General features: G+C 59.5%; 18 protein-coding genes and 1 pseudogene. 5 read left to right on the top strand and 14 right to left on the bottom strand.

The window, feature by feature from the left end:
• Positions 1-1,527 (top strand): acetyl-CoA acetyltransferase, encoded by a 1,527-nt coding sequence (locus ACYVGS_RS05315; protein WP_460587622.1) that lies wholly within the window; start codon positions 1-3, stop codon positions 1,525-1,527.
• Here the strand turns inward: ACYVGS_RS05315 and ACYVGS_RS05310 are convergent.
• From ACYVGS_RS05310 to ACYVGS_RS05295, 4 genes are all read right to left on the bottom strand, one after another.
• Positions 1,511-2,431: an NAD-dependent epimerase/dehydratase family protein gene (locus ACYVGS_RS05310; RefSeq protein WP_460587621.1), complete on the bottom strand. Its 921-nt coding sequence runs from the start codon at positions 2,429-2,431 to the stop codon at positions 1,511-1,513. The two genes, ACYVGS_RS05315 and ACYVGS_RS05310, sit on opposite strands and share 17 nt — an antisense overlap.
• 16 nt (positions 2,432-2,447) lie before the next feature.
• A complete protein-coding gene (locus ACYVGS_RS05305) occupies positions 2,448-3,218 on the bottom strand; it encodes an SDR family NAD(P)-dependent oxidoreductase (protein ID WP_460587620.1) in 771 nt (256 codons plus the stop codon).
• Between the two features lie 75 nt (positions 3,219-3,293).
• Positions 3,294-4,109, bottom strand: a complete 816-nt coding sequence (locus ACYVGS_RS05300; RefSeq protein ID WP_460587619.1) for an SDR family NAD(P)-dependent oxidoreductase — start codon at positions 4,107-4,109, stop codon at positions 3,294-3,296.
• 120 nt (positions 4,110-4,229) lie between these two features.
• Complete coding sequence (locus tag ACYVGS_RS05295; protein WP_460587618.1) at positions 4,230-5,624, bottom strand: DUF1254 domain-containing protein; 1,395 nt, start codon at positions 5,622-5,624, stop codon at positions 4,230-4,232.
• A gap of 423 nt (positions 5,625-6,047) precedes the next feature.
• On the opposite strand from ACYVGS_RS05295, the gene ACYVGS_RS05290 reads away from it, so the two are divergent.
• The gene (locus ACYVGS_RS05290; RefSeq protein WP_460587617.1) at positions 6,048-7,337 is read left to right on the top strand and encodes an MFS transporter; all 1,290 of its coding nucleotides are present in this window, start codon (positions 6,048-6,050) and stop codon (positions 7,335-7,337) included.
• Positions 7,334-8,185, top strand: a complete 852-nt coding sequence (locus ACYVGS_RS05285) for an SDR family oxidoreductase (protein ID WP_460587616.1) — start codon at positions 7,334-7,336, stop codon at positions 8,183-8,185. The genes ACYVGS_RS05290 and ACYVGS_RS05285 overlap by 4 nt, the downstream gene beginning before the upstream one ends.
• A gap of 33 nt (positions 8,186-8,218) precedes the next feature.
• On the opposite strand, the gene ACYVGS_RS05280 is transcribed toward ACYVGS_RS05285, so the two are convergent.
• The gene (locus tag ACYVGS_RS05280; RefSeq protein ID WP_460587615.1) at positions 8,219-10,591 is read right to left on the bottom strand and encodes a PQQ-binding-like beta-propeller repeat protein; all 2,373 of its coding nucleotides are present in this window, start codon (positions 10,589-10,591) and stop codon (positions 8,219-8,221) included.
• A gap of 212 nt (positions 10,592-10,803) precedes the next feature.
• Between ACYVGS_RS05280 and ACYVGS_RS05275 the strand changes: the two genes are divergently transcribed.
• Together ACYVGS_RS05275 and ACYVGS_RS05270 are read left to right on the top strand one after the other, a co-directional pair.
• The gene (locus tag ACYVGS_RS05275; RefSeq protein WP_460587614.1) at positions 10,804-11,958 is read left to right on the top strand and encodes a helix-turn-helix transcriptional regulator; all 1,155 of its coding nucleotides are present in this window, start codon (positions 10,804-10,806) and stop codon (positions 11,956-11,958) included.
• Positions 11,959-12,150: 192 nt separating this feature from the next.
• Positions 12,151-12,936 carry an SDR family NAD(P)-dependent oxidoreductase gene (locus ACYVGS_RS05270; RefSeq protein WP_460587613.1) on the top strand — a complete coding sequence of 262 codons (786 nt, stop codon included), beginning with the start codon at positions 12,151-12,153 and terminating at the stop codon, positions 12,934-12,936.
• Between the two features lie 52 nt (positions 12,937-12,988).
• Here the strand turns inward: ACYVGS_RS05270 and ACYVGS_RS05265 are convergent, their stop codons facing one another.
• The 9 genes and pseudogenes from ACYVGS_RS05265 to ACYVGS_RS05225 all read right to left on the bottom strand — a co-directional run.
• Positions 12,989-13,969 (bottom strand): transketolase family protein, encoded by a 981-nt coding sequence (locus ACYVGS_RS05265; protein ID WP_460587612.1) that lies wholly within the window; start codon positions 13,967-13,969, stop codon positions 12,989-12,991.
• The gene (locus ACYVGS_RS05260; RefSeq protein ID WP_460587611.1) at positions 13,966-14,832 is read right to left on the bottom strand and encodes a transketolase; all 867 of its coding nucleotides are present in this window, start codon (positions 14,830-14,832) and stop codon (positions 13,966-13,968) included. The genes ACYVGS_RS05265 and ACYVGS_RS05260 overlap by 4 nt, the downstream gene beginning before the upstream one ends.
• Positions 14,833-14,872: 40 nt before the next feature.
• Positions 14,873-16,492 carry a thiamine pyrophosphate-binding protein gene (locus ACYVGS_RS05255; RefSeq protein ID WP_460587610.1) on the bottom strand — a complete coding sequence of 540 codons (1,620 nt, stop codon included), beginning with the start codon at positions 16,490-16,492 and terminating at the stop codon, positions 14,873-14,875.
• Positions 16,493-16,801: 309 nt separating this feature from the next.
• Positions 16,802-19,093, bottom strand: a complete 2,292-nt coding sequence (locus tag ACYVGS_RS05250; protein ID WP_460587609.1) for an outer membrane protein assembly factor BamB family protein — start codon at positions 19,091-19,093, stop codon at positions 16,802-16,804.
• Positions 19,094-19,225: 132 nt separating this feature from the next.
• Entirely contained in the window at positions 19,226-19,825 is a 600-nt protein-coding gene (locus ACYVGS_RS05245) for a hypothetical protein (RefSeq protein ID WP_460587608.1), read from the bottom strand.
• A 99-nt stretch (positions 19,826-19,924) separates the two neighbouring features.
• The gene (locus ACYVGS_RS05240; protein WP_460587607.1) at positions 19,925-20,362 is read right to left on the bottom strand and encodes a c-type cytochrome; all 438 of its coding nucleotides are present in this window, start codon (positions 20,360-20,362) and stop codon (positions 19,925-19,927) included.
• A gap of 27 nt (positions 20,363-20,389) precedes the next feature.
• On the bottom strand, positions 20,390-22,609 hold the full coding sequence (locus ACYVGS_RS05235) for a hypothetical protein (RefSeq protein WP_460587606.1): 2,220 nt from the start codon (positions 22,607-22,609) through the stop codon (positions 20,390-20,392).
• A gap of 324 nt (positions 22,610-22,933) precedes the next feature.
• Positions 22,934-24,601: a TonB-dependent receptor gene (locus ACYVGS_RS05230; protein WP_460587886.1), complete on the bottom strand. Its 1,668-nt coding sequence runs from the start codon at positions 24,599-24,601 to the stop codon at positions 22,934-22,936.
• A gap of 381 nt (positions 24,602-24,982) precedes the next feature.
• A pseudogene (locus ACYVGS_RS05225) lies at positions 24,983-25,084 on the bottom strand (TonB-dependent receptor plug domain-containing protein); the annotation flags it as partial.
• Between the last annotated feature and the right edge of the window lie 70 nt (positions 25,085-25,154).

Genomic DNA, 25,154 nt, shown 5'->3' with positions numbered 1-25,154 from the left:
ATGCATCCCAACACCCCCATTCTGGTTGGCAGCGGTCAGATCACGCGGCACAGCATCGACGCCGCCGCCGAGATACCCTCTCCGGCTGATCTCGCCGGCGAGGCTGTGAACCTGGCTCTCGCGGACACCGGGGTGCTTGATCTGGCTGCGCGCGTGGACACACTGGCGCTGGTACGCCTGTTTGCGGACTCCGTTCCCGGCCTCTCCCTGCATCCCTTCGGCAGCAGCGACAATCTGCCGCGCTCGGTCGCACAGCGCGCCGGAGCAGATCCCGCGCGGCTGATCTACGGACCCGTCGGTGGGCACAGCCCCCAGCGCCTGGTCAATGAATTCGCCGAGGCCATCGCCCGTGGCGAGAGCGACCTGGCGGTGGTCAGCGGCGCGGAAGCCATTGGTGCCGCCAAGCTGGCCGGGCGTCAGGGCTGGCAGCCCGACTGGCGCGAGGAGGTGGGTGGCAGCTTTGAAGATCGCGGCTGCGCAGCCCTGCAGACCGACTTTGAAGCACAGCATCACATTACACTGCCGACGCAAGTGTACGCGCTGTTCGAGAATGCCTGGCGCCATCGCCACGGTCTGTCCGTGGAAGCACACCGCAAGCTTATGGCCGATGTGCTGCTGCGCCTGAACCAGGTGGCCCGCAGCAATCCCCTGGCCCAGTTCCCCACGCCTCGCGAGCACGCCTTCCTGGCACGCGCCTCGGCGGAGAACTTCCCTATCGCCGAGCCCTACAACAAATGGAGCGTGGCCCAGGATGCGGTCAACCAGGGAGCCGCGGTGGTACTCACTTCGGTGGCGCAGGCCGAGCGGCTGGGTATCCCCCGGGACAAGTGGGTCTTCCTGCATGGCTACGCCGATGCCGACGACACCTGGGTCTCCGAACGCCCGGACCTGTCGACATCTGCGGCGCTAAAGAGCACCGCCGATGCAGCGCTCACCATGGCGAGACAGGGCACCGATGCCATCCAGTTGTTTGACCTTTACAGTTGTTTCCCGGTGGCAGTGCTGGCCGCCTGTGAAGCGCTGGACATCGGACCGGATGATCCGCGGCCACTCACCGTGACCGGTGGCCTGCCTTTCTTTGGCGGCCCCGGCAATAACTACAGCCTGCACGGCGTCGCGGAAATGTTGCAGCAATTGCGCCGGCGACCCGGTGCATTCGGCCTGGTGACAGCCAATGGCGGCTACCTGTCCAAGCAGTCGGTGGGTATCTACTCGACCCGGGCGGTGGACGACTGGCAGCCGGCGGACAAGCGCGCCGAGCGCAGCATGCAGGCGCAAACTCCTGTCACCGTGGATCCGACTTTCAGCGGGCAGGGCAGCATCGAAACCTGCTCGGTGGTCTTCCGCAGAGGCACGCCGGACCATGCCCTGATGATTGGGCGCTCGGTCGACAACACGCGCTTCCTGGCCAAGACCGCAGAGGGCGACACCGATACGCCCCGGAAATTGCTGGAGGGTGAACCCCTCGGCCGACGGGTGAGCGTTACCCGGGCTCAGGAACAGTGCCTGTTCACGCTGGCGGAATGATCTCCGGATAACGCTCACGGACCACCGCCGATAGCCCCTCGCGCCAACCCAGCTGGCAGGGACCCACCAGCTCGATCCGGCGTCGGTTATCGGTCACCCGCGAGGGTATGGCAGATTCTTCTTCGCGAAAACGGACTTCCCGCCCCACCAGCTCGCCGAGATACTGGCACCAGCTGCGCACCTCCACAGCTTCATCACCACCCCAGTTGACCACCGTCGCCGGCACGGATGCCGCACTCAGGAGCCCGGCAACCTGCCGGTTGATATCATCCTGATGAATACAAGTAAACCAGGCTTCTCCACCAGGTGGCAGGGAAATGGCCTCGCCGCGCAGGATCGCATCCATGTGATAGGCGGGCATACCACCGTTGGCCGAATAGGAAACATTCATCCGCGCAATTGTCGTGGGCAGAGCGTAAAGCCGGGCGCAACTGCGGGCCACGGCTTCCTGGGCAATCTTGGATACGGCGTAGGTGGGTGAATAGGGCTGGTGTGAATCTCCGAGGGGATCACTCTCGCAAAAGGCATGACGAGGATCGGATTGATTGTCGTATACCGCGCAGGTCGACATGACCAGGCAGGCCTTTGCCCGCCGACAATGCGCCATCAGCAGCGCGGTCCCCTCGGCATTGACCTGCAGCGCGTGATCATAGTCGGCGCCTCCCAACTGGAACACCGCGAAATGCAGCAAATAATCAAAATCGTCGGGCAAGCCGGTGAAGTCGCCGCTGGCGAGGTCAAGCACAAAGGGGTGCATGCCTGCCTTCTCGCAGCGCTCCCGGGAACCCGGTGCCGTGAAACGTGCGACCGCCCAGACCTCATTGTCCGCCGCCAGGTATTCACCCAGCGGAAAACCGATCTGGCCGGCGGCCCCGGTCAGCAGAATTTTCTGGTTCTTGAGCATCTCGCGTCCTCGGCCTTCACGGCATCAGTGCGCCACCGTTGACGTTGTACACCTGGCCGTTGATCCAGCGCGCCTCCTCCGACAGCAGGAGACAAACCATGGCAGCGATATCCTCCACCCGCCCCAGGCGGGTACTCGGTGTATGCGCCTGGAAGCCATCCAGCAACTCCTGTGGCACCTGCCCGCTGGCCTGCATTTCCGGTGTATAAACAAAGCCCGGCGCCACACAGTTGGCGGTGATGCCCTCGCGCCCCCAGCGCGCTGCCACATGTCGCATGAGCGCATTCAGACCGCTCTTTGCCGCCGCGTAGGCCGGCCGGGTGCTGTCGCCAGAATCCGCGGCTCCGGAGCTGGTATAGACGATCGAGCCCTGTCCCCTGCTCAGCAGATGCGGCAGCGCCGCGCGGGTACACAGCAGATGCCCACGCAGATTGACCTGCAAGGTGCGGTCAAACACCGCCAGATCCTCGGCCAGGGCATCGCTGTCCTCGAAAATCACCCGCAGGTCGGCGGCATTCACATGCACGCCGTCGAGGCCACCGAGTGCCGTCACGGCTTCAGAGAAAGCGCGGTTGACCACGTCCTCCTCGGCAATGTCGATGTAGACGGCGTGAGCTTCGCCGCCGCTGTCGCGGACTTCCTCTGCCACGCGTTGCGCCGCCTCGAGATTAATGTCCGCCACGCAGACACGAGCACCCTCCGAGGCGAGCTGTTTCACCGTGGCTGCACCGATTCCGCTACCCGAGCCGATCACCATGATGGCCTTGTCTTTCAGTCTGCCCTGCATGTCGTATTCCTCTTTGCTGTGTTGTCGGCGATGTTTTTGACCAGCGACGGCGCGAGTCCTTTCTTCCCGGAAAGGCTAGTAGCGCAGCCCGATCCCGCCATCGTGATAAATGGACGCACCGGTCACAAAGCGCGATTCATCCGAGGCCAGGTAGACGAAGGCGTGGGCCGTGTCTTCTGGCTGACTGTTCATGTTCAGCGGCGTCATTCCGGCCAGTGCGGTTTCAGCTTCCTCCGTACTGCTCCAGAGGCCGCCGCGGACATAGTCCTCGAGGCCTTCGCGTATCAGTGGCGTCATGGTCGTACCGGGGTGCACCGAGTTGACGCGAATCTTCTTGGGACCAAACTCCGCCGCGGAACAGATGGTCAGCATCCGCTCGGCGGCCTTGGAGACGTGATAGCCGATATTGTTGGCATTGGGCATATACGACGCCATCGATGCCGTGTTGATTATCGAGCCACCACCCGGGTGGCGATTGACCGCTTCCGCGAGCAAGGGTGCACAGACCTTGGTGCCAAGAAAAACACCATCGTGGTTAACTGCCATGACCTTGCGCAGATCCTCCAGCGAGGTGCTTTCGACGCCGCCGTGAATGGAAATGCCGGCATTGTTCACCAGCACATCCAGGTGGCCAAAGCTGGCAACCGTTTCCTCGACGACACGCGCCCAGTCAGCTTCGGAGGTCACATCAAGCTGCAGCAACTGAAAACGTCCCTCGCCATGCGTGTCAGCCATTTTTGACGAGATGGCCGCTGCGTCATCGAGGAGGATATCCGTTGCTACCACACCCGCGGCACCTTCGCGAAGAAAAGCCTCGCACACCGCCAGGCCTATATTGCCGATGCGACCGGCGCCGGTAACGAGGGCAACCTTGTTCTGCAGACGTCCCATGAACGATTCTCCATGTCGATAGTTGGGTGTAATTGACAGGGCTGCACAGGGATTTCGTCAGCCGCGGCAAATTTTATTTATCTTATATATAAATAAAGCACTGTCAATTCGACTCACCACTCACTCCGAATCCAGCCGCTCCAGGCGAGGCGGCGCATAATCACCCCGGAGAACCTCCGGCGCCGGTACGAAAAAGCGCAGGGTCACAAATAAGGGCCCGTCAGTGACCGGGAGCCAGTTCACATCATGCTCCGCGGGGGGATCGCGCTGCAGGCGAACCACCAGGGCACCATCATCGCGGTAGCGCAGGTCTTCCATGTGCTCGCTGATGGCATAACGACTCAGCGTGTTCGGTATCAGATCAACGCTGCGGGCGTCATAGACGTTGAGTGCCCAGAAAGCCTCCGCCGGTGGCAACTCGCCCGCCGGAAATACCAGTTCGTAGCGCTGGCTGCCGTGCAGGGGCTCGCCGGACGCGTCCGTCAAGGCGGAGAGATAGATCGTCTCTTCCGCGTGATTGCCCAGGAAACCGTGGTACTCGACCATGGCGCGGCGCAGGTAATCAAAGCCGTAGCTGCCGTAGGTTTCAGTGGCCGGGGTGCTCCAGCCGGTATGACTCGGCGCCGCCCGGGGTGAGTCGCGCAGGATGCGCTGGCCATCGGCAATGGCACGCTCCAGGCCGCGACGCAGGCCCGCTGGCAGCTGCTCCGCCTGGAAATCCACTGAGGGACCGATGCCCACCTGATCCATCTGGGCCATCAGCAGGGCCTCCTCCGGCAAACGCGGATTGCGGCGCAGGAAGCGGTTCAGGTGTTCAAAAAACGCCAGGGAGGTCAGCGCCTGCTGCTCTGGTAAATCGTAGACGGCGGGATCCGGGCTCGACCCGTCCAGCTCGATGGCATGCATCACGGCCCTGGCCGCCGCCAGGTCTTGGGGTCCCTTCACCAGAACCCGGCCCAGCAGGTACCCGCGGTGGGTGCGCAGGCGTACCAGGTGCACATCCTCGGGCACCGCCCCGCGCCAGTCCGGCCCCACGACCCACAGGGTCTGGGCCTGGCTACCGGTGGTGCGGCTACCGGTATGCTGCACTTCGGAGTAGAGATCGGCCCAGGTCAGCACGTAATAGCGATCGCCGGTATCCGGCGTCTGCACGCGCACCGGCCCCTGGCTCAGATCCAGCCAAGCAGTGAAATACAGGGTGCTGCTGTTGGGGCCGCGGCCGGCGTATAGCCCGCCTGGCGCCGCCAGGTTTTCCTGGTAGGCGAAGGCGTTCACCGGCGCATAAACCCCGTTGGGGTCCAGCCCCTGGTTTATCTGCTCGCGCATCACCCGCAGGTAGTCCACCACCGGGTAGCCGTAGAAGTAGGCCTGCAGGCCAACCGAGTAGGCAATGGCTTCCTGGCGATGATCGATGATTTGATCGGCACTCGCCTGCTCACCGGCTGAAGCCGACGCCTGCGGTGAGTGAAAGCCCAGAAACGCTCCCAGGCAAAGCAGTACGGCAACAAATCGCATGCGTCTTCCTTGTTATGGTTGACGGCGTCAAAGCCGGAGCATAGCGGGTATGAACGAGGCATTCCGACAACCGCTGTAAACTTTCCCGTGTGGCTCAGTTTATTGAGCCGGCGGCGTATCGTCGCACTTTTCCCACCGATCCCATGAGCTCCGTACCCATTTGCGACAAACCAATAGCAACCGTTAGATGTGCCCTACGGTCACCGCGTGACGAGGCGAGACCCCCGCCCCCGGTTAACGATACCGACTCATACATATGTACCATGCAGCTTCAGGCCTGACCGGGCTAGCCTGCCTGCTGACAACGGGAATCACGAGCCATGTGAAGGCCTGTCCCGATCGTGCAGTAGCAAGTTTGTGGTGGTGGCGAAGCTGGTCGTGCATTGTCAGGCCATCTGTGTACGACTGACTTGAGAGCAATCCATGATAAGTAACAGCTCAACCCGAATCTTCTACGGCTGGTGGCTCGTGTTGGTCTGTCTGCTGATTCAGGGCAGCGTGACCGGTGTCAGCATTTACTCCTACAGTATTTTTGCCGGCGAGGTCGAGTCGGCATTTTCGGCCAGTCGCGCCGTGGTCATGCTGGGAATGACCGGGCAGAGCATCATGATCGCCCTGGCTTCACCCGTTCTGGGGCACTTCCTGGATCGCACACCGGTCAAGTGGATCATAATTGTCACGGCGCAGATCATGGGGCTGGGCTTCCTGATGATATCCCTGATACCCTCAGTCTGGGGCTTCGTGGTCGCTTACGGTACATTTGTCTCCCTCGGTCTGGCGTCCATGGGCATGCTTTCCTCCTCGGTGCTCCTGTCGCGCTGGTTTCATCGCTACCGAGGGCTGGCCATAGGCCTTGCGGCGCTGGGTACGCAGTTGGGCGGGCTGACCATTCCGCCGCTGCTGGCTCACCTTGTCGACACGTTTGACTGGCGCATTACTGCCCGCCTCACCGGGTTGTCAATTGCCGTCGTCATCCCGCTGATTGCCTACTGGACCATCGTCGATCGCCCCTCGATTCGAGGCCTGCATCCCGATGGTGACCGCAAGCCGCTTGACGCCGGGCCTCTTCGCGAGGGCGTAACAGCACCCCAGGGGCCGTGGGGGAAGCAGATTCTGCTGTCCCGCAATTTCTGGATTGCCAGTCTCGGCGTTGCCGTACTCTCTGCCACGCTCACTACCGTGCTTGCCAACCTCTCGCTGCTTGCCACCGACCTGGGCAGCTCCCGTGAGCAGGCGGCCTGGCTGATCTCGCTGTTCGCCGCGGTGGGCCTGGTCTTCAGCCCGATCATTGGCCGTCTGTGCGATCTCCTCGACACCCGCTGGGTCCTGGCCGGAATGCTGCTGTTGGGCATGGCGGCAGCGCTGAGCTATTCGCTGGCACAAGACTATTCCGGACTGGTGCTCGCCACTGGCATTGTCGCCATCAATGCCGGCGGGCTGACGCCCCTGTGGAGCGCACTGATCGGCGATCTGTTTGAGCTGCGCCTGTATGCACGAGTCATGGGGGCCATGGCCCTGTTTACCGGCGCCACGGGCTCACTCGCACCCGTGGCTGCCGGCTGGATATTCGATGCGACCGGCAATTACCACAACATGTTCAGCGCCTTGATCGTACTGATATGCATACCTTTACTGTGCCTGCCTCTTATCAGGCGGGACACACCAGGCACTGACGCAACACCACTCACCAACACCACCGGAGATCTTTCATGAAAGACTGGAGCGGACACGTCTGTGTCATCACGGGAGCTGGCAGCGGTATCGGTGCGGGCCTGGCCCGCCACGCCCTGCAGCGGGGCATGCAGGTCATCGGTGCCGACGTCGATACGGCTGGCTTGCAGCAACTCGTCGAGGACGCAGGAGAAGCCAGCAGCAGGCTGAGCACACAGGCCCTGGATGTTACCGACGCCGAGGCAGTGGCAGATTTTGCCACGCGCACCTACGCGGAATACGGCAAGGTCCACCTGTTGTTCAACAATGCCGGGGTGCTGGTGGATGGGAAATCCTGGGAGCGCCCGCTGCGAGACTGGCGCTGGATCGTCGAGGTGAACCTGATGGGGGTCATTCACGGCCTGCATCATTTTGTGCCACGCATGCTGCAGCAGGGAGAGCCGGCCCGCATCATCAACACGGCATCAATCGGCGGGCTGCTGGGCGGCGGCGCCTACATGAGCGCCTACCAGACCACCAAGCACGCAGTCGTCGTTCTCACCGAAAGCCTGTACAAGGAACTGGCGCTGGAACCGGGCGAAGTGAGCGCGTCGGTACTGTGCCCCGCCGAAGTCGCCACCCGCATCTGGCATTCGGATCGTCTGCGCCCCGCTGAGCCGCGGGTTGAGCTGAGTGCTGCCGAGCAGGAGTTCCACGACGCGGTGACCGACAGTGTCGCCGCCGGCCCGACTCCCGACGAGTTCGCCGCTGAAGTCTTCAAGGGCGTGGATGCCGGCCAGTTCTGGCTGATTCCGGATGCTGCGTTCATGCCGATTCTCGAGCAGCGCAATGCCGATATCAGGGAGCAGCGCAACCCGGAGGTAGCAACCCAGGTGACCTTCGAGGATTAAACTGCGAAACGCAGCAAGCTACGACCGAGGCCTTCAGTCGTCGGGAAGACTGAAGGCCACCACGTAGTCACCTATGGTGGTCTGCAGGTAGGCGTGCCCGCCCGCCGCGATAACCACGTATTGCTTGCCGGTTTTGGCCGAAACAAAGCTCATGGGGGTCGCCTGACCACCCGCAGGCAAGCGCCCTTTCCACAACTCGCGTCCTGTGTCGATGTCAAAGGCGCGCAGATAGTCGTCCTGCGCTGCGGCAATGAACACTAGGCCACCCTTGGTAATGATCGACCCTCCCTGTGCAAAGGCGCCAGGCATTGCGATGCCCAACGGCGCCACGTCGGCAGTCGTGCCCAGCGGCCGCTGCCATAGCAACTCCCGCTGGTTCAGATCAATGACCGACAGACGCCCCCAGGGAGGCGAATTGCAGGGCACCCCCAGCGGCGACATGAAGGGGCGCTCTGTCTTGACAGCATAGGGCGTGCCGATTTGCGGAGAAATGGGCACACCACGTTCGTCGAAGCTGATCTGTTCCCCCGCCGGTGGCTGTTCGCGAGGCAGCAACTGCACCAGCAGTGGCATATAGGAGGAACTGACGGCCATCAGCTGCCGCGACTCGTCCACCGACACGCTACCCCAATTCATGACTCCATTATTGCCAGGCCAGGACAGACTTCGGTCGAGACCGGGTGGCGTAAACTTGCCTTCGTAACGCAATTCGCGGAACGCGATCCGACACCAGAGCTGATCCAGCAAGGTGCCCCCCCACATGTCGGTTTCCTTCAGTGGCTCCGGGGTCAGGCTGGGCATACCAACAGAAGCCGGTTGCGTGGGGGAATAGCGTTCGCCAGGAACGCTGCCCACCGGCACCGGCTGTTCCTCAACAGCGGCGAGCGCTTCACCACTGCGGCGGTCGAGCAGGAAGATTTCACCGTGCTTGGTGGGTTGTATCAGCGCCGGCAGCACGCCACCGTCCACGGGCAGGTCCACCAGTACCGGCTGGGATGCCACATCGTAGTCCCAGAGATCGTGGTGTACGGTCTGGAAGGCCCAGCGAACAGCCCCCGTGTCAGCCTCCAGCGCAACCACCGAGCTGGCGTAACGATCCTGCGCCGCGCTGCGGTGTGCGCCGTAGTAATCCGGGGTCGCATTACCGGTGGGCAGGTAAACCAGCCCCAGTGATTCGTCGACACTGAACAGGCTCCAGGCATTGGGGGAACCGCGAGTGTAGGACTCACCCGGTTGCCAGCTGCCTGCGTCCAACGGGCGACCGCTGTCCCAGGCCCACAGCTGACGCCCACTGTACACATCATAGCCACGCACTACTCCCGGTGGCTCGCCTACCGACATGTTATCCAGCACGAAACCGCCGACCACCGCGACATCCCCTACAATCGCTGGCGGAGAGGTCACCAGATGGTAACCTGGCTTGACTTCGCCCATGCCGTCGCGAAGCGAAACTTCGCCGGCTGAGCCAAAAGCCGGGCAGGGTTTACCAGTCCGGGCATCGAGCGCGATCAGGCGGGCGTCCAGGGTCGCCGTGATTATCCGTTGGTGACAAGCCTCCTCGGTCAAATCGCTTCCGGCAAGTTCACTCTCATGGTAGGACACACCACGGCACGCCAGCATGTGGACGCCGCTGGTGTCGATGCCAGGATCATATCGCCAGCGCTCGCGTCCGGTCTCTGCCTCCAGCGCAATGACGATATTGTGCGGAGAACAGAAATAGAGACTGTCATCCACCTTCAGTGGTGTGGCCTGAAAACTGTAGGCCTTGTTCTCCCCGGGGTAGGCATCAGCCCGGTCTCCGCTCCGATAAGTCCAGGCAATCTCGAGCTGATCGACATTGTCCACATTAATCTGTTCGGCGGGCAGGTAACGGGTTCCGCTCTTGCTGCGCCCGTAGTCGCGCCACTGGCTGGCATCTCCGGGACTGGTACCCGTGCCCGACGGTCGCGCGGCACTGTGCTGAACCTTCGGCTCGTTACTGCCTGGGAAAGTTGCCAATAGCGTGCCACAGAGGAGCAGCACAACGACACATCCGGCCCCCATGACGGCGCGCGCTGAGCCATCGGGTCGGGAGCCGGCGGCGGACCACTGGGCCCACAGCAGGAGACTCAAGACCCCCAGGGGCAAGCCCAGCCGAGGCAACAGCAGCCAGAAATTCAGCCCACTTTCGGCAATCGCCCAGGCCAGCGTCGCCAGGGCCAACCCGAGATACATCCACAGCGCCAGCACCAGCCTCCGCCACATCAGCACTGCCACCACCAGCGTGACCAGTCCCGCCGACAGGTAATAGAGAGAACCCCCCAGACTCGCCAACCAGGCGCCACCCAACGTCAACCATGCCCCCGAACTCAGCACAAACAGGCCAAGCAGACGCAATCCATACAGGCGAAACCGGGCTTTGCTCATGACGTCCTCTCCTTGTTGCATATGCCCAGCTTATCGGCCTGGTCAGGCACTAGCCTCATGCATATGCAGGAGCAGCCTGGCTGGAACCCGGGCGGGAGCCGAGCCACTTCCACGGTTTTCTGTTAGCATCTGATGAGCTTGCATGTGCTAGTACACAGGGAGCAAAGCGCCGGATGCAGCAAGCCCTTTCGCTTTCAGTACAGGACAGGATTATGCAGCCCACGCCCGACGACAGCGCTTCACCAGGCTTCAGCTGCGTTCCCTTGCAGCTCGACGAGTACGCCTCTCTGGTCGCTGCCCTGTTTCGCGGCCCATTCCAGGAAAAGCCCTGGGACGATTTTCTCACGCAGCTGCGCGATATCTGCAGCTCCTCCCTGGTGGTGATCGGGCGGCGGCTGCCCACACCCGGCGATGCGGGTATCTCCTGGGTCGGCGGCGCCGACTTTTCGCCGCAGGACCTCGCAAATTTTGCCAACAATTACTCCGCTCTTGCCCCCCTCGTGGATTTACCGGATGGCGAAACTGTCTCCCTGGATGATCTGATCACCCGAGAAAAGCTCCGCGAGACACCCTACTACCAGGCCTTCATGAAACCCTTCGACCAGGAACAGGTCATGGGTTTCGACATCCACCAGGAGGGTAAAGTGGTGCTGTTCGTCCGCTTGATTCGCGGGCACGGCCAGGCAGATTTCGGCGCTCGGGAGCGCGCCATTCTCGAACTGCTGAGGCCCCAGTGCAGGGTGCTGGTGACGTGGCTGGAAAGCAGCCGCAGTCTGACTCGCGAGCACCATCTGTACGCACAGGCATTTTCCAGCCTGGCACTGGGCACCGTCATCCTCGATGTCGACCTGCGCATCGTCTATCGCAACAGCATCGCCGAACAACTGCTCCACAACAGCAGCGGCATTACCAGCGCAGGCGGGAAGCTGCGTGTCCTGCACCACCAACAGCACCAGAAACTTCAACAGATACTCGCTCACCTGCTGACCGACAGCCAGCAGGGCGTCCCGCAGGTCATTCCGGTCAATAAACACAGGGGCCTGTCGCCTCTCTTTCTCACCATGCGTCGGCTCCCCCCCCAGGATCGCATGGACGATACCTGCCACATCGCCGTGTACATGATTGATCCCGAGCTGCGGCAGATCGACCAGGCTCAACTGGTCATGGATGCCTTTGGGTTGACCCCTCAAGAGTCGCGCCTGGTGATTGCCCTGGCCAATGGTGGCACCCTGGAGGAATTTGCCAATGAGACCGGGGTGAGCAAGAACACCGCGCGTACACACCTGTACGCGAGCTTTCGCAAAGTGGGCGTCTCCCAGCAGTCGTCGCTGGTCAGCCATGTCATTCGGGCCATCTACGGACTGTAAACGGACACTGTGTAACCGCAATACCAATCCTGCAGCGCAGGAAAACAGGCGCCCGAGCCCGGCCCTGGCGCCCATGGCGGCTGCATCTGGCAAACAGCCAGGTACACGACTCATGAATATGCATGAGGCTTTCTCACTACAGACCGTACCACTATAGCGCACAGCAAGCCCAGAAACCTCAGGAGACAAACCATGTACAAGGATCTCAAGGACCGCGTTGCCGTTATCAGTGGTGCGGGCAGCGGAATCGGTCGGGCCACGGCGCAACTGCTCAGTCAGGAGGGGTGTCGTCTGGTACTCAACGATGTCAGCGCGGAGAACCTCGAAGCGACCCGCGACACGCTCGCCGCTCCCGATAGCGCGGTGGTTCTCGCCGCCGATATCGGTGACTCAAGAACCGCCGAGCGCCTGGCAGAGCTCGCCACCGACACCTTTGGCGCTCTGCATATCTGGGTCAACAACGCCGCTCGCTCCCTGTTCGGCCCAGTGGCGGAATGTAGCAACGAGGACTGGGACAGCGTGTTCCGGGTAACACTCAACGGGGCGTTTTACGGGGTGCGCAGCGCTGTCAGCGCGATGCGCCACAATGATGGGCCTCAGCGCGGGGCGATCGTCAACATCGCGTCCGGAGCGGCACTGGGGGGTGAAGAGGGCCTCGGTGCCTACGGTGCCGCCAAAGCCGCTCTGGTCAATCTGACCCGCACCATCGCAGTTGAACATGCCCGCGAAGGCATTCGTTGCAACGTCATTCTGCCTGGCCCCATCGCCACACCGCCGATGCTGGCAGCAGCTGAAAAATCCCCGGGGGGTGTTGCTGCCTGGGCCGAGCAGGTCGTGCCCGGACGACTGGGAGAACCTGAAGAAATCGCCAACGCCATTGCCTTCCTGGCCTCCAGCCAGGCCTCCTACATCAATGGCACCCTGCTCTCTGTCGACGGTGGGGTATCCGCCCGCACCAATTCGCCGCGGTTCAACTGAACGACAGAGCCCGGCTCACGCCGGGCTCTTCAGGCCAACCCGAAAGTGTCCGCTATGCTGCGGCGGCAACCAGCCCCCGCAGCCGCTCGGCAGTATCCACAATCGTCAGGCCGTAGTGAGCATAGAGCTCATCCGGCATGCCGACGGCAAGGGTTTCATCTGGCAGGCCGTGAATGGCAAAGGGGATACCGAGGCCATTGCGCGCGAGCACTTCACCGACGGCACTACCCAGCCCACCGGTTACCAGATGCTCTTCCACCGTCAGGATGGCGCCGGTTTCCCGTCCAGCTGCCACAATGGCTGCCTCGTCCAGGGGTTTCAGGCTGTAGGCGTCAAGAACCCTGATCGACAAACCCTCGGCTGCCAGCAGGTCAGCCGCCCCGGCGGCGAGCTGGGCACCCAGGCCGGTACCGATAATGGTTGCATCAGCGCCCTCGCGGAGGGTGCCAAAACGACCGATACAAATTTCCGGCGGCGCATCGTAAACCGGGTTGACACTGGCGTCCGTCAGGCGAATAAACACCGGGCCGCTGACCTGCTCCGAGGCCGTCAGCATGGCCGACGCGGCATTGTCGTCCGCCGGAGCCAGCACCGTCAGCCCGGGGATGGCTCGGGTTATGGCGATGTCTTCCAGCGCATGGTGAGTAGTACCAAAGAAGCCCATGGCCAGGCCGCTCCAGGCCGAGAGTATGCGTACCGGCACCCGCGCGAAGGCGATATCGGTGCGGATCTGCTCGGCGCATTTCAGTGCGCCAAACGCGCCCATCTGCAGCACAAACACCTTGTAGCCATAAGTCGCCAGGCCCGCTGCCATGGACATGGCGTTGCACTCGGCTATACCGGCATCGACGAAACGCTCGGGGAACTGCTGCACGAAGGCACCGGTTACCGGGCCCGCCCCCAGATCGGGTGAAACCAGCAGCACCTCTTCATCCTGCTCGCCAAAGCGGCGAAAGGCTTCGCCCAGGTTGCCCACATAACTGCTCTCCACCGCACCCGCGTTGAAGCTGAAAGGATCACTCATGCCACTCATTGCCCTGCCTCCCTGATTTCACGTCTGGCGCGCTCAAGATCTTCTCCGCTCAATGCCCCCAGGTGCCACTCACGCGGTGAGGATTCCATGAAGGAAATACCCTTGCCTTTCAAGGTTCGCGCGACGATGCAGACGGGCTTGTCCTTCGATTCCATGGCCTCGGCGAAAGCCTTCATCAAGGCTTCCGAACTGTGCCCATCGACCTCGATGCTGTGCCAGCCGAAGCGCTCGAAGCGCTCCATCAGCGGTTCGATGCTCATGACTGACTCGGTAGGCCCGTCAGCACAGGAACCATTGGAGTCCACGATGGCCACCAGGTTGCTGGCCTGGTAGTGCGACGCAGCCATCGCGGCCTCCCACACCTGGCCCTCGTGGATTTCACCATCGCCGAGCAGGACATACACCCGGTGGTCCTTGCCGCGCCGTGTGGCAGCCATCGCCATCCCCAGCCCGACGGACAGGTTGTGCCCCAGCGAACCCGAACTGAAGTCGACGCCCGGTGCGCGGTGCATGTCCGGGTGATCGGTCAGCTTGCTGTTCAGCTGGCCGAAGGTCTCCAGCCACGCTCGCGGAAAGAAGTCCAGCTCCGCGAACAGGGGCCAGAGCGCCACGGCGACATGCCCCTTGCCCAGCAGAAAACGATCGCGATCGGGCCAGTCGGGCTCACCCTGTCGCAGGCGCAACACATGGTGGTAAAGGGTTACCAGAATCTCGGCACAGGATAGACTGCTTGAGTAATGCCCCATGGGGGCATGACTGATAACTTCCAGTATTTCCAGGCGAAGTTGCCGGCTCCGCTCCACCAGTGTCTCGGCAGGCACCGGTCTCAGGCGCTGCAGGTCTTCGGTTTGCTGTGTACTCACGCTTGATAATTCTCCATGGTCAAACTGTGTTGGTGGCAAGTCATCCGCCAAACATCTGGATGGGTGCCAGCTGGGTAAGGTCGATCTCAATCAGGTAGGGGCCCTCACAGTCGATCGCTGCAGCCAGGGCCTGCTCAAAGGCATCACAGCTGCCGACCCGCCGTCCGGGCATGCCCATCGCCGCGGCCAGTGCCACGAAATCCGGTGTATGCAGGTCTACCGCGCATTCCCGGCCGGTACTGATGCGCTGCAGTTCACGCAGCACCCCATAGCCCCGATCATTGAACACGCACTGAACCAGGGGTGCGCCATACTGGACGGCAGTAGCCAGCTCACCGATATTCAGCATCACTCCGCCATCTCCGTGTACTGACAGCGTCTTGCGGCCTGTGCCCAGTGCCGCACCGATGGCCAGGGGCAAGGCCGGGCCGATGGCCAGGCTGGTAGGATAGTGGGCCAGGCGTGGACGACTGGCATTGAGCAGGTAGTTGCCCCAGGTGTTGGCGGTGATCGTGGCATCACAGACAAACGGGCTGTCTGCGGGCAACAGGCGTTGAATGGCTGCGACGATCTGCCGGTGATCGGGACCGATCATCTCGCCGACCGTCTGCGTGAGCTTGGCCCGTGTCGCCTCCGCCAGCGCCAAAAAGGCAGGGTCACGGTCTGTGCAAGCCTCCAGGCGTGGCAGCAGGCCATCCACACCCAACTTCGCGTCACCTACCAGCGCCAGACTCGCCGGATAGTTGCGTCCGATCATCGCGGCATCGGCGTCCAGGTGAACCAGCTGCACCGGCATGGGCTGCGCCCAGAACTGGCTGGGGTAAGCCTGAAATCGCGTGCCGATGGCCAACACCAGATCCGCCTGTTTCAGCAGCTCATTGAAGGGCGGGTACTGTGTCTGATTGCCCACATAAAGTGGATGCTCCTGTGGCATCACACCGCGCCCATTGGCAGTGCTGACGACCGGTGCCTGCAGCCGTTCCGCCAACTGCCGTACCGCGTCCGCGGCGCCCGCCGCGCCCCCGCCTACCCAGACAAGAGGTCGTTGCGCTTCCTGCAGGAGACCGGCCGCCCGTTCGAGCAGAGAAGCCGGCGGCGCCACCGGGACGGGAACCTGGAAGGTCGGCAGCTGCACATCCCCGGTCTCCGCCAACAGCAGGTCGGTCGGGATTTCCACAGCACCGGGCTGCGGGCGCCCGGAGAGGATCTCTGTCATGACATGCTGCACGATGCGGGGAATATCACCCACACGCTGAACCCGCTCGCTGCATCGCGTGACGCTGCGCAGCATGTCAAGCTGCCGTTCTGCGTCGTGAATAAAGCCCTTGTTGCGGCCCAGATAGCAGGTATCGATCTGCGTGGTGAGCACAAGCACCGGTGAGGAAGCGAAACCGGACTCATACAAGCCATTCATGGCATTCGCAGTACCCGGCCCCGTACTGACAATGGCAACGCCAAGACGCCCGGTCGCTCGGGCATAGCCGTCTGCGGCATGTACTGCACCCTGCTCGTGGCGGGTACCCACGACTGTGATATCACCGCCACGGTACAGTGCGTCATAAAGACCGAGGTTCTGCTGGCTGGGTATGCCGAAGACGCAATCGACACCCGCAGCCCTGAGCACGCGATAGACCAGATCTCCGCCAGTAACAACCTGCATACGATATCCCCTTGAGACAGCTGAGAATACAGCAGCATCGCAGGCGACGGGGAGAATGGCATCCTACAAACATACTAGCGAGCAGTGTGCATTGCCGCGATACAAGCGAATGTCATGAGCGCTGCGAGAGTGCCGCTACAGAGCAACCCTTTCGGTTGTAATGCCTCAAAAGCTCGACCGAGGTTTCGAGTAGAGACTTTTACAATGATCGCCGAAGAAGCGATAAATGGCTTGAGCACCTGTCCTGCTCAATCGCGATATAGTCAGCAGGGCTGAGGCTGATAGTTCGCAGGCAGCTATAGCACCCGCTTAATTATTGCCCCCTGCATTACGTAGCCGAAAGACAAAAAGCGAATTTCCTGAGCCACTGGGTAACGGCGTTTCCGGAAAAAGTGCCGCGGCACTGCCTGCCTGCGCACTGTAGCCAGTAGGTACTGCCAAGTACTGCACGCCATTGATTTGATAAGTCATGGGGTAACCGCCGATAGGCGCATTTAGCCGGGTACGCCACAGCACCTCGCCAGTCATCTGATCCAATGCCATAAAATATCGACCTGCATCACCACCAAAAACCAGACCCCCGGCGGTGGTGAGCAGAGAACTGGTCGGGACAGTGCGCTGCGAGTGGCGCCACTGCCGGCTTCCATCGGCTATGCTTATAGCATCGATAACCCCGGCCTTCTCAATGCCCGGTGGCAGCACGCGTGGGCCTGCCGTGACCGAACCGACTACATTACCGGCACTGAATTCCGCACGAATGGGCGCGATGGAATTGCAGGATTCCGCCGCTGGCACATAAAGCATCCCACTTAGTGGACTGTAGGCTGCGGCCTGCCAGGACTTGCCACCCCACAGGGACGGACAAACGAAATGCTGCTCACCCAGAGCCGTTGAGATGATGCTCTCATTGACGGTTACCCTGCCGTTCTTATCGATGCCGGATACCACATTCTGAAAAATCGTTTCACTGGCCCAGATAAATTCACCGCTATCACGATCAAGTGCAAAGGCAATGCCGTTTTTTCCGGCCACAGTGACCAGTAGACGGGATACGTTTCCATCGGAACTTTGATCAATCAGCATGCGTTCAAATGGGCTATCCATATCCCAGTTATCGCGCGGCATATGCTGGTAGTGCCACCTGCGTTTACCGGTGCTCGCATCCAGCGCCAGAGTACTATTGGTATAGAGGACATCACCCGCACCAGAACCACGCAGCAGTTCCATGTAGGGCCCCGGGTTTCCCGTACCCCAAAACACGGTGTTGGTGCGTGGGTCGTAGGAGCCGGTGGCCCATGCTGTGCCGCCCCAGCGATGGCCCGGGGGAACATCGCCCCAGGAGCGTTGCTGCGCTGGATTCTCCGGGTCATCGATAATATTGAAGCGCCACAATTCGTCCCCGGTAACAAAATCGTGAGCCATGATATAGCAGCCGCCAGCGGTACCGGATGTTGAACATCCTCCCACGCCCGAGATGATCTTGCCCTCAACGACCAGTGGTGCAACCGTGTAGGTGTAGCCGAGAGTGTAATCCAGAACCTGTTTTTCCCAGACCACCTCGCCGCTAGGAGCATCGAGTACGACGAGTTTGGCGTCTGCAGTAGTCAAAACCACCTGGTTCTTGTAAAGAGCGATAGAGCCTTTTTGACGCCGCGCCTGATAGCGCTGGTAGCCCCAGGAGGATGGCATGTCAGCCTGCGGATGCCGATATTCCCAGATGAGATCGCCAGTCGCGGCATCGAGAGCCTGTACCACATTGTTGGTTGTGGCGATGAACATGATGCCATCATGGACCAACGGTACAGTCTGCTGCTGGCCGCCCTCGGCCATCGGCCACGCCCAGGCCAGCTCGAGTTGGGAAACATTGGCAATATTGATCTGCTCAAGTGGGCTATAACCCTGGGAATCCAGAGTGCGGCGTGAATGCAACCATTCATCGTGCGGGGGGTTGCGCAGCATTTCGTCAGTCACCAGTGTGTAATCTCGACTGGAACGCAGCAAGCTGGACGCTCCCCCCACCGCATCGATCCTCTCGGGGATCGATGCGGTGGGTCTATCGGGATTTCCTGCTGCCTTCCCCTGGGCAGAATCCTGCTGCGGTAACTTGCGCGTCCAAGTAAAAGCCTGCGGTACTCCTTTAGGGGCGACTACAATCTCAGAAACACCACCACTGGGTGCTACGCCTGATCGGCCTGGAGCATGAGCATCGAGATTGATGGTCGCTAGATCCGCTGGTGCAAGTTCACTCTGCCCCGTAAAATTACCGTTAACACTGAGGATATAGGCGGTGATATCCAGATACTCCTGCTCGCTCCTTTTGCCAGGGGCAAAGGGCGGCATGGTACTGGAGAGATATTCGTAAAGACGTGCCGCAGAGTCAAACCGCTGTGTCACTGCCGCGCCACTGAGCGCAGGCGCATCTCCCCCCTCCAGCTTGGCGCCATGGCACAGAGCGCACTGTCCATTGTAGGCTTTCTCCCCTCGCTGAACCTGGCTGTTTGGCAAGCTACCGTCCAATTCTGTAGCTACACTTACCGGAGATTTCACGGCCAGCAGGATTGGCATCGCTATCAGCAAAGACCTTACCCGATATTTTTTCACTGAGCGCCCTCCTCGTGCGTCTTGTCAGTATTCTCCGCCTCTCAGCTGCTCAAAGTGGAAACTTTAAAAATACGGCTCCATTACATTACAACCAAGCCAGTATTTGGGTAACACGAACCCCAAAATCCAGCACTAGGACTTTCTTCTTCTGATTAAAAAAACGGTCGTCGCCAACACAATAAAAGCGACAAGCGTGATGGGAGGCAAGCTGCCTGGCCAAGCACTCGGCTTAATCCAGACATCAAAACCCATTACCAACACATGCATGGAAATTACCAGGAACAAAATACTGGCCATACTTTTTCTGCTGCCGACAATAGCGTTCAGTTCTTTAAAGGACTTATTCTCAGTAAGCGCCAATAGAACCCCAATCGCCAGCACGCCAAAGAACATACTTAAATTGCCAACCAGACTTAATCTGCCACCATCAAAAAAATCAGGAAAATAGTGAGGCGAAAAAACAAGCAAGCTCAACAAGACATGCAGAACGGTAAACAGAACTGCAAATCCCTGGATCACCGCTGCCGCATTGCCGGGCGCCCTGTTTCTAAGGTAATGAGTCAATGCAAACAGGATTACCATGCCAAGGGAAAGAGCCTTATTCAGAACATATATGGGGAAATCTACCCAACCAACTCCCTTGAAGATAATGTATCTCAAAATTGAGTAAAGTAACGAAAGCAGAAAAACCAGGGCTACTCCTGCAAGCATCTTGTCTTTAAGACTGAACATTTTTCACCATGGTTTATTGATTTCCCTATGGCTGCGGACGGAGACTAGCGATTTTTCGGTGAGTATTTAGCCGGAAACAGCTAACCAGGAAATGCCAGATCACGGATCTTCGCGCAAAGAGCGCAAATAATTCACAAGGTGCCAGATCTCTTCCTCACTGATCAGTCCATACCATGAGGGCATGGCAAGGCTCGGTTCCACTCCGTACTGAATAACGTCGAATACATCTCCATCGGTTGTGCCATAGACATAGTCCGGACGCGTCAGGTCAGCTGGCCGCTTACCATAATCTCCGACACCTTCACCCTGTCCATCGCCTCGCGCACCATGGCAGGCGGCACACTTTTCCATATAAAGCGCACGTCCGGCTGCCACAGAAGACTCTGTAGCAGGCACGGGGTTTTTCATTGCTGCACCTTCGGCCGAGCCACCCACTGGGGTTTGAGTATAAGCAATACCGGTGTATGCAAATATCAACAGTATCGATGCCACGCGGGTGGCAGTCGCCCTGCGAAAAATAAAATTGAATGTCGGCATCACACTACTATCCCTCTTTTATAACGACTATTTTGCAAGTGGACTCGGGCGCAACTGAAACTTCACTACCTTTGAATTGGTACCCGGACCACCCTCAATATGCTTCGTTTCGCGGCCACCGTAGTTTGCCCAAATAGCGCGCCCCTTCCAGCCAGCTTGCGGATCATCAATACGCCCGTCCAGACCCCGCGCAAACATGCCGAGGGGATAGGGGACGCGCAGTGTCAAAAATTTCTCAGTGCCAGGAAGGAAAGCGACCAAAGAGTCAGAAGTGGTGCCCGGCATAATAGGTACGCCCTTGCCAAGCCCCATTACATCGTACTGATCGACCCAGCTGAGATAATACCAGTCGGCACTCCCTGTTCCGACATTCTTGAGATTTGGGCCGGGCGCCGTAAAGAAGCTCCAACCCTCCGGGCAGTGCTGGCCAGTGGCCAGGGGGCCAGTCTTGATCTTGCATTGACGGCGGTCGAAGCGCCCAAGCTGGCCACTTCCAAAAGCGACCCAGGCGACACCGTCCTTGTCGAGATCTACCGCACGTGGATTGAACGCCAGAGGCTTCCCCTCCTTCACCGGGACCTCGTAGAACTCGGTACGACAGCTTTCCGGTGGGTTATCTCCAGGCACAAAGCGGATAAGCCCTCCTGGTACCCCGGACCTCAAGTCCCCATCGAAATAGTTGTACCGTGCATACCACACACTATCATCAGCAGGGCTTACGCCCATGGCGTAAAGGAATCCAGCGAGACGCTTGTCTTTGTCTTCGGCATCGGGTTCGCCGGGATTTGTCCATTCTCCGATCTGCCCGTCACCGTTGGTATCGAGAACCATGGGACACCAACCGATAGATGCCTCAGTATCAGCGGTACGGTCAAATTTTTTGGTGTTTACCCAACCTATAGCGTGCGTATCTCCACTAAAGTACAGCGTATTATCTGCGTCCCGGCCAAATTGCAGGTGGTGGGTTCCAAAACACGTATCGATCAGGTCAAATTCACCCGTCTCTGGGTCGAAAAGCGACACTTGGCGCAAGCTTCCCACCGGTTCAGCCAGGGGAAAGAACTTTGCGTAACGATTCCCGGGATCGGTGCAGAATGTCGGGTTGTCCTTCGGGTCCCGAATTGCAGAAGTGATCCAGACACGCCCCTGTTGATCCATCATCGGGTTATGCGGGCTAGACGCAAACTCTGGATCACGGGTTGGTACGGGTACCTCCTCAGCAGTATGTGAGTCAGGATCCAGCCAGACAAGTTTGTTGCCGCCGTGTGTCGTGACGCCATAGATGCGACCATCGGCATTGATGGTTGGTTGGCGTTTATCAGAAGAGATTTCATCGTGAACCATCGAACCGTCGGCCCAGTCCCACAAGGTAAGCACAAGATTGCGCTCGACACCCGTTGGCCGCGGTGGAACAGGCGGTAGTTGACCTTCAGCAATACGGTCAGTCCAGTCGGCAAACTGCGTAATGCCGCGGCGGCCGAACTGCCCCATCAGGGCAGTCATGTACGGCCCGATTGGGCCTTGTGAGATACGGTGCGCCCAAGCCTGGGTCGAGGTATCGAACTCACCCAGAGCGCTTGGAATTTCACGCGTAGCCTTATTACCCAACTGATGACAGAACTGGCACATTTCCTTCAGGTGATAAACCCAGTGCTCCTGCATCGGCATTGCAGCCGATATTCCATTGCCTCGGTTACCCGTTCCCGGGAATTCGCCCGCCGGCGGAACCTCAAGCAGTGAGAGCCAGTAGTTGGCAGGATAGTACTGCGCTGCTGCATGTGCATCGGGTGCAGAAACTGCACTAAGATCCAGCTTCCTACCCGGTACGGCATGCACTGGGCTGGAGTCCACCAGCCCATAGCCGCGCACCCACACCTGGTAACTCGCCTCGGGCAGGTCAGGTATAAGATATTGCCCCTGGTCGTCTGTAACCACAATCTTTGCCATTTTTGTCGGCAGATCAGTCGTTTCCGCAATCACCCATACACCTGCCTCCGGGCCCTGCTCCCCTCGCACAAGTCCTGCAATATCGTTCTCATCTATCGCGACCGGCGTTTTCGCAGACACATTCACGGGCAACATGAAACAGGACGCCATCAAGAAAGCAAGGGCACCGCTTCTCCAGAATGGCAGCTTTCTCGACTCGAATAGTGTTGTCTTCTTCATTACTGTGCACCTCACATTTCCAACTGTTACTTTCGAGGGTGCCGGTAGAGTTCGAAAAATCACCAGCGATCCTGCCGTCATCCATCAGGGCTCCTGGCTGCGGAAGTGCCCATAGATTTTCGAGACCCTTCATGTCCTTCGACTTATCTTTATAGGGCGCAGCAACAGCAAAGACAGCTGCGCAAACGCACTACGCTTGCCTGGACATCCCCGGCTAACAATCATCGAGCAAATTGCATCTGGCGACTGAAGCAGTGCTGAAAACACCAGGATTGTCCTGAAGCATTCCAGACCGGTTGCCTGGGGACTATTGTGTTCTGTTCAGATCACCCTGCACCCTGTTTGATCGGAAAAATCGGTGCCACCAGCAATTACACGTGGCCAGTGGCACCATATTCTCCTGTGTTAGTACTCGTAGGCCAACTCAACCCCCCAGGTCCGCGGTGCACCGTACTGCTCGGTGATTATTCCCAAGGCGCCGAAGTTGATTGAATAGACGGGGTAATCATCATCGGTCAGATTTTCGCCAAACAGGGTTACGCGCATCGTTGCGTCACCGACCTTGATATTTTCAAGGCTCAGGCGGGCACCTACCACGGTTCTCTCGTCCATGACTCCGGAAGGGTAAGCCACAGCCTGCCCATCTATATTCCCGCTCCACAGGGCATTTTCGGCCCATTGATCCTGCCAGTTCACCCGAACAAAGCCGGTGACATCGCCGTAGCGCGTTTTTGCAAACAAATAGTCAGCCGAAACATTCAGTTGGTTACTCGGAGAATAGGGCCGAACTGCAGCTTCGACGCCATCAACACAGGGGCCGACGGTGCCACAGACATCGGTATATTCATCAAAATCCCCATTGATATAGGCGTAGCTAATCCCAACTACCAGATCGTCTACCGGCGCAACCTGTATTTCCAGCTCACCCCCCCAGCGATCAGCCTCACCCGCGTTAAGGATGCGAGTGCTGGCTACGCCATCACTTGAATCGGTATTGGCGAGCTGAATATCTTCCCAGATATAGGTGTAGAGGGAACCGTTAACACGCAAGCGGCCGTCCCACCAGGTGCTTTTGATACCGAGCTCCAACTGCTCCACGGTTTCCTCGAAGAAGGCAGGTGTGTCGAAATCTTCGCCGTTGAAACCACCGCTACGATACCCCGTGCCATAACGCAGGAAGGCGTTGATATCATCATTTGCCTGAAAGGCCACGGTAAAGTTGCCGCTGATATTATCAAAACTTTCTGCATTGGCCGCGGTCATCCGCGGCACTGCCGCAAACGGAGTGGAATAACCGAGGAAATCCCAATCAACATTCTTATCTTCTTCGGTATATCGCAGTCCCAGGGTAAAAGTCAGTCGCTCGTCCACCCATGTCGGATTCCAGCTTACCTGACCGAAAACTGCCTTTGCTTCAGTACTGAGTGCGTAGTTTTGATTCGGAGCGCCGGAGAGCGGCGCAACAAAAATGGCTCGGCGACTATACTCTGCATCATCTTCGAAATAGTACAGGCCAAGTACATACTGCAGGCGCTCAGTTGACCCCACTAACTGTAGCTCCTGGGAGAACTGATCATAGTAATTGTCGGTATCCTGGCTGCCGTGGTAAGCGCCAATCGTATCAACCGCATCCCAGAGCGAATCGAAGGGGAGTTGCGGGATACCCGGATCGAAGCCGCCCGTCGCACCGTACAGCCCGCCCAGCGTCAGATGCAGCAAGTCGTTATAGGATCCGACACCGTTGCTATCCAGTCTACTGTCGATATCCTCCAGATCACCGAATACATAAGATTCCATTTCACGGTATGCCGTGATGGATTTCAGGGTAATATCGTCGACATTCCACGTCAGTGTGAGCGCATGACCCTCGACCTCGGTGTTTGTAGAGGGAGAGTGGTCCGCACCCCCGCGATCTACACGGCCAGGCCCTTGATCGCTGGCCGCCTGATAGTCAGCGATCGTTCTTTCCAACGACGGAATCCAGCGGTCACCAATACGGGGGTCTGTACCTGGAGTGGCAGCCCAGGTCCTTGCATTGCCCAACAAGCCCCGCAGGGCATCAATTCTACCCACATTTCCGGCAGCATCTAATGGGTTGAAACCTACTATCTGCTCCAGAGCATTGGACTCATCCAGCTCGCTGCGATCATAGATATAATCGGCGGAGAAGTTGTTAGTCAGGTCCCATTTCGCCGCGAGCCGCCAGGCCTGCCGGTCCAGGTCATTGAAATCATCACCCCCCGGGCTATCGTTCGTCTGGAAACCATCTCGCAGGCGCGTCTGATAACCGGCGGTGAATGCGATCTGGCCCAAACCCTCGCCCACCTCACCGATGGCGGACGAATCTATGTTCAGCTTCAAGCTACGGTAGTTGTAATCACCCAGAGCGCCTATCGCACGAACTCCGAATTCACCAGAGGGCTTTCTGGAGATGAAATTGACTGCGCCGCCCGTAGAGTTGCGACCGTACAGGGTACCCTGTGGCCCCCTGAGCACTTCAATGCGCTCAAGCTCTGCCACGTCCACAGCTGAGCCCACATTCTTGCCCACAAAAACGCCATCAAGATACTAACGTTATCGAAAGTAATGTCACTCGATAATGTATCGACATTCGGGTTGTCGGAAA

The sequence above is a fragment of the Haliea atlantica genome (genome assembly GCF_054779855.1).
Note: the sequence above shows the minus strand (reverse complement) of the source record. Positions and strands in the feature narration are given on the sequence as shown.

Excerpts from the sequence above, each read along its gene's own strand:
- ACYVGS_RS05315 (WP_460587622.1), top strand. The coding sequence starts at position 1 with ATGCATCCCAACACCCCCATTCTGGTTGGCAGCGGTCAGATCACGCGG.
- ACYVGS_RS05310 (WP_460587621.1), bottom strand. The coding sequence starts at position 2,431 with ATGCTCAAGAACCAGAAAATTCTGCTGACCGGGGCCGCCGGCCAGATC.
- ACYVGS_RS05305 (WP_460587620.1), bottom strand. The coding sequence starts at position 3,218 with ATGCAGGGCAGACTGAAAGACAAGGCCATCATGGTGATCGGCTCGGGT.
- ACYVGS_RS05300 (WP_460587619.1), bottom strand. The coding sequence starts at position 4,109 with ATGGGACGTCTGCAGAACAAGGTTGCCCTCGTTACCGGCGCCGGTCGC.
- ACYVGS_RS05295 (WP_460587618.1), bottom strand. The coding sequence starts at position 5,624 with ATGCGATTTGTTGCCGTACTGCTTTGCCTGGGAGCGTTTCTGGGCTTT.
- ACYVGS_RS05290 (WP_460587617.1), top strand. The coding sequence starts at position 6,048 with ATGATAAGTAACAGCTCAACCCGAATCTTCTACGGCTGGTGGCTCGTG.
- ACYVGS_RS05285 (WP_460587616.1), top strand. The coding sequence starts at position 7,334 with ATGAAAGACTGGAGCGGACACGTCTGTGTCATCACGGGAGCTGGCAGC.
- ACYVGS_RS05280 (WP_460587615.1), bottom strand. The coding sequence starts at position 10,591 with ATGAGCAAAGCCCGGTTTCGCCTGTATGGATTGCGTCTGCTTGGCCTG.
- ACYVGS_RS05275 (WP_460587614.1), top strand. The coding sequence starts at position 10,804 with ATGCAGCCCACGCCCGACGACAGCGCTTCACCAGGCTTCAGCTGCGTT.
- ACYVGS_RS05270 (WP_460587613.1), top strand. The coding sequence starts at position 12,151 with ATGTACAAGGATCTCAAGGACCGCGTTGCCGTTATCAGTGGTGCGGGC.
- ACYVGS_RS05265 (WP_460587612.1), bottom strand. The coding sequence starts at position 13,969 with ATGAGTGGCATGAGTGATCCTTTCAGCTTCAACGCGGGTGCGGTGGAG.
- ACYVGS_RS05255 (WP_460587610.1), bottom strand. The coding sequence starts at position 16,492 with ATGCAGGTTGTTACTGGCGGAGATCTGGTCTATCGCGTGCTCAGGGCT.
- ACYVGS_RS05245 (WP_460587608.1), bottom strand. The coding sequence starts at position 19,825 with ATGTTCAGTCTTAAAGACAAGATGCTTGCAGGAGTAGCCCTGGTTTTT.
- ACYVGS_RS05240 (WP_460587607.1), bottom strand. The coding sequence starts at position 20,362 with ATGCCGACATTCAATTTTATTTTTCGCAGGGCGACTGCCACCCGCGTG.
- ACYVGS_RS05235 (WP_460587606.1), bottom strand. The coding sequence starts at position 22,609 with ATGACGGCAGGATCGCTGGTGATTTTTCGAACTCTACCGGCACCCTCG.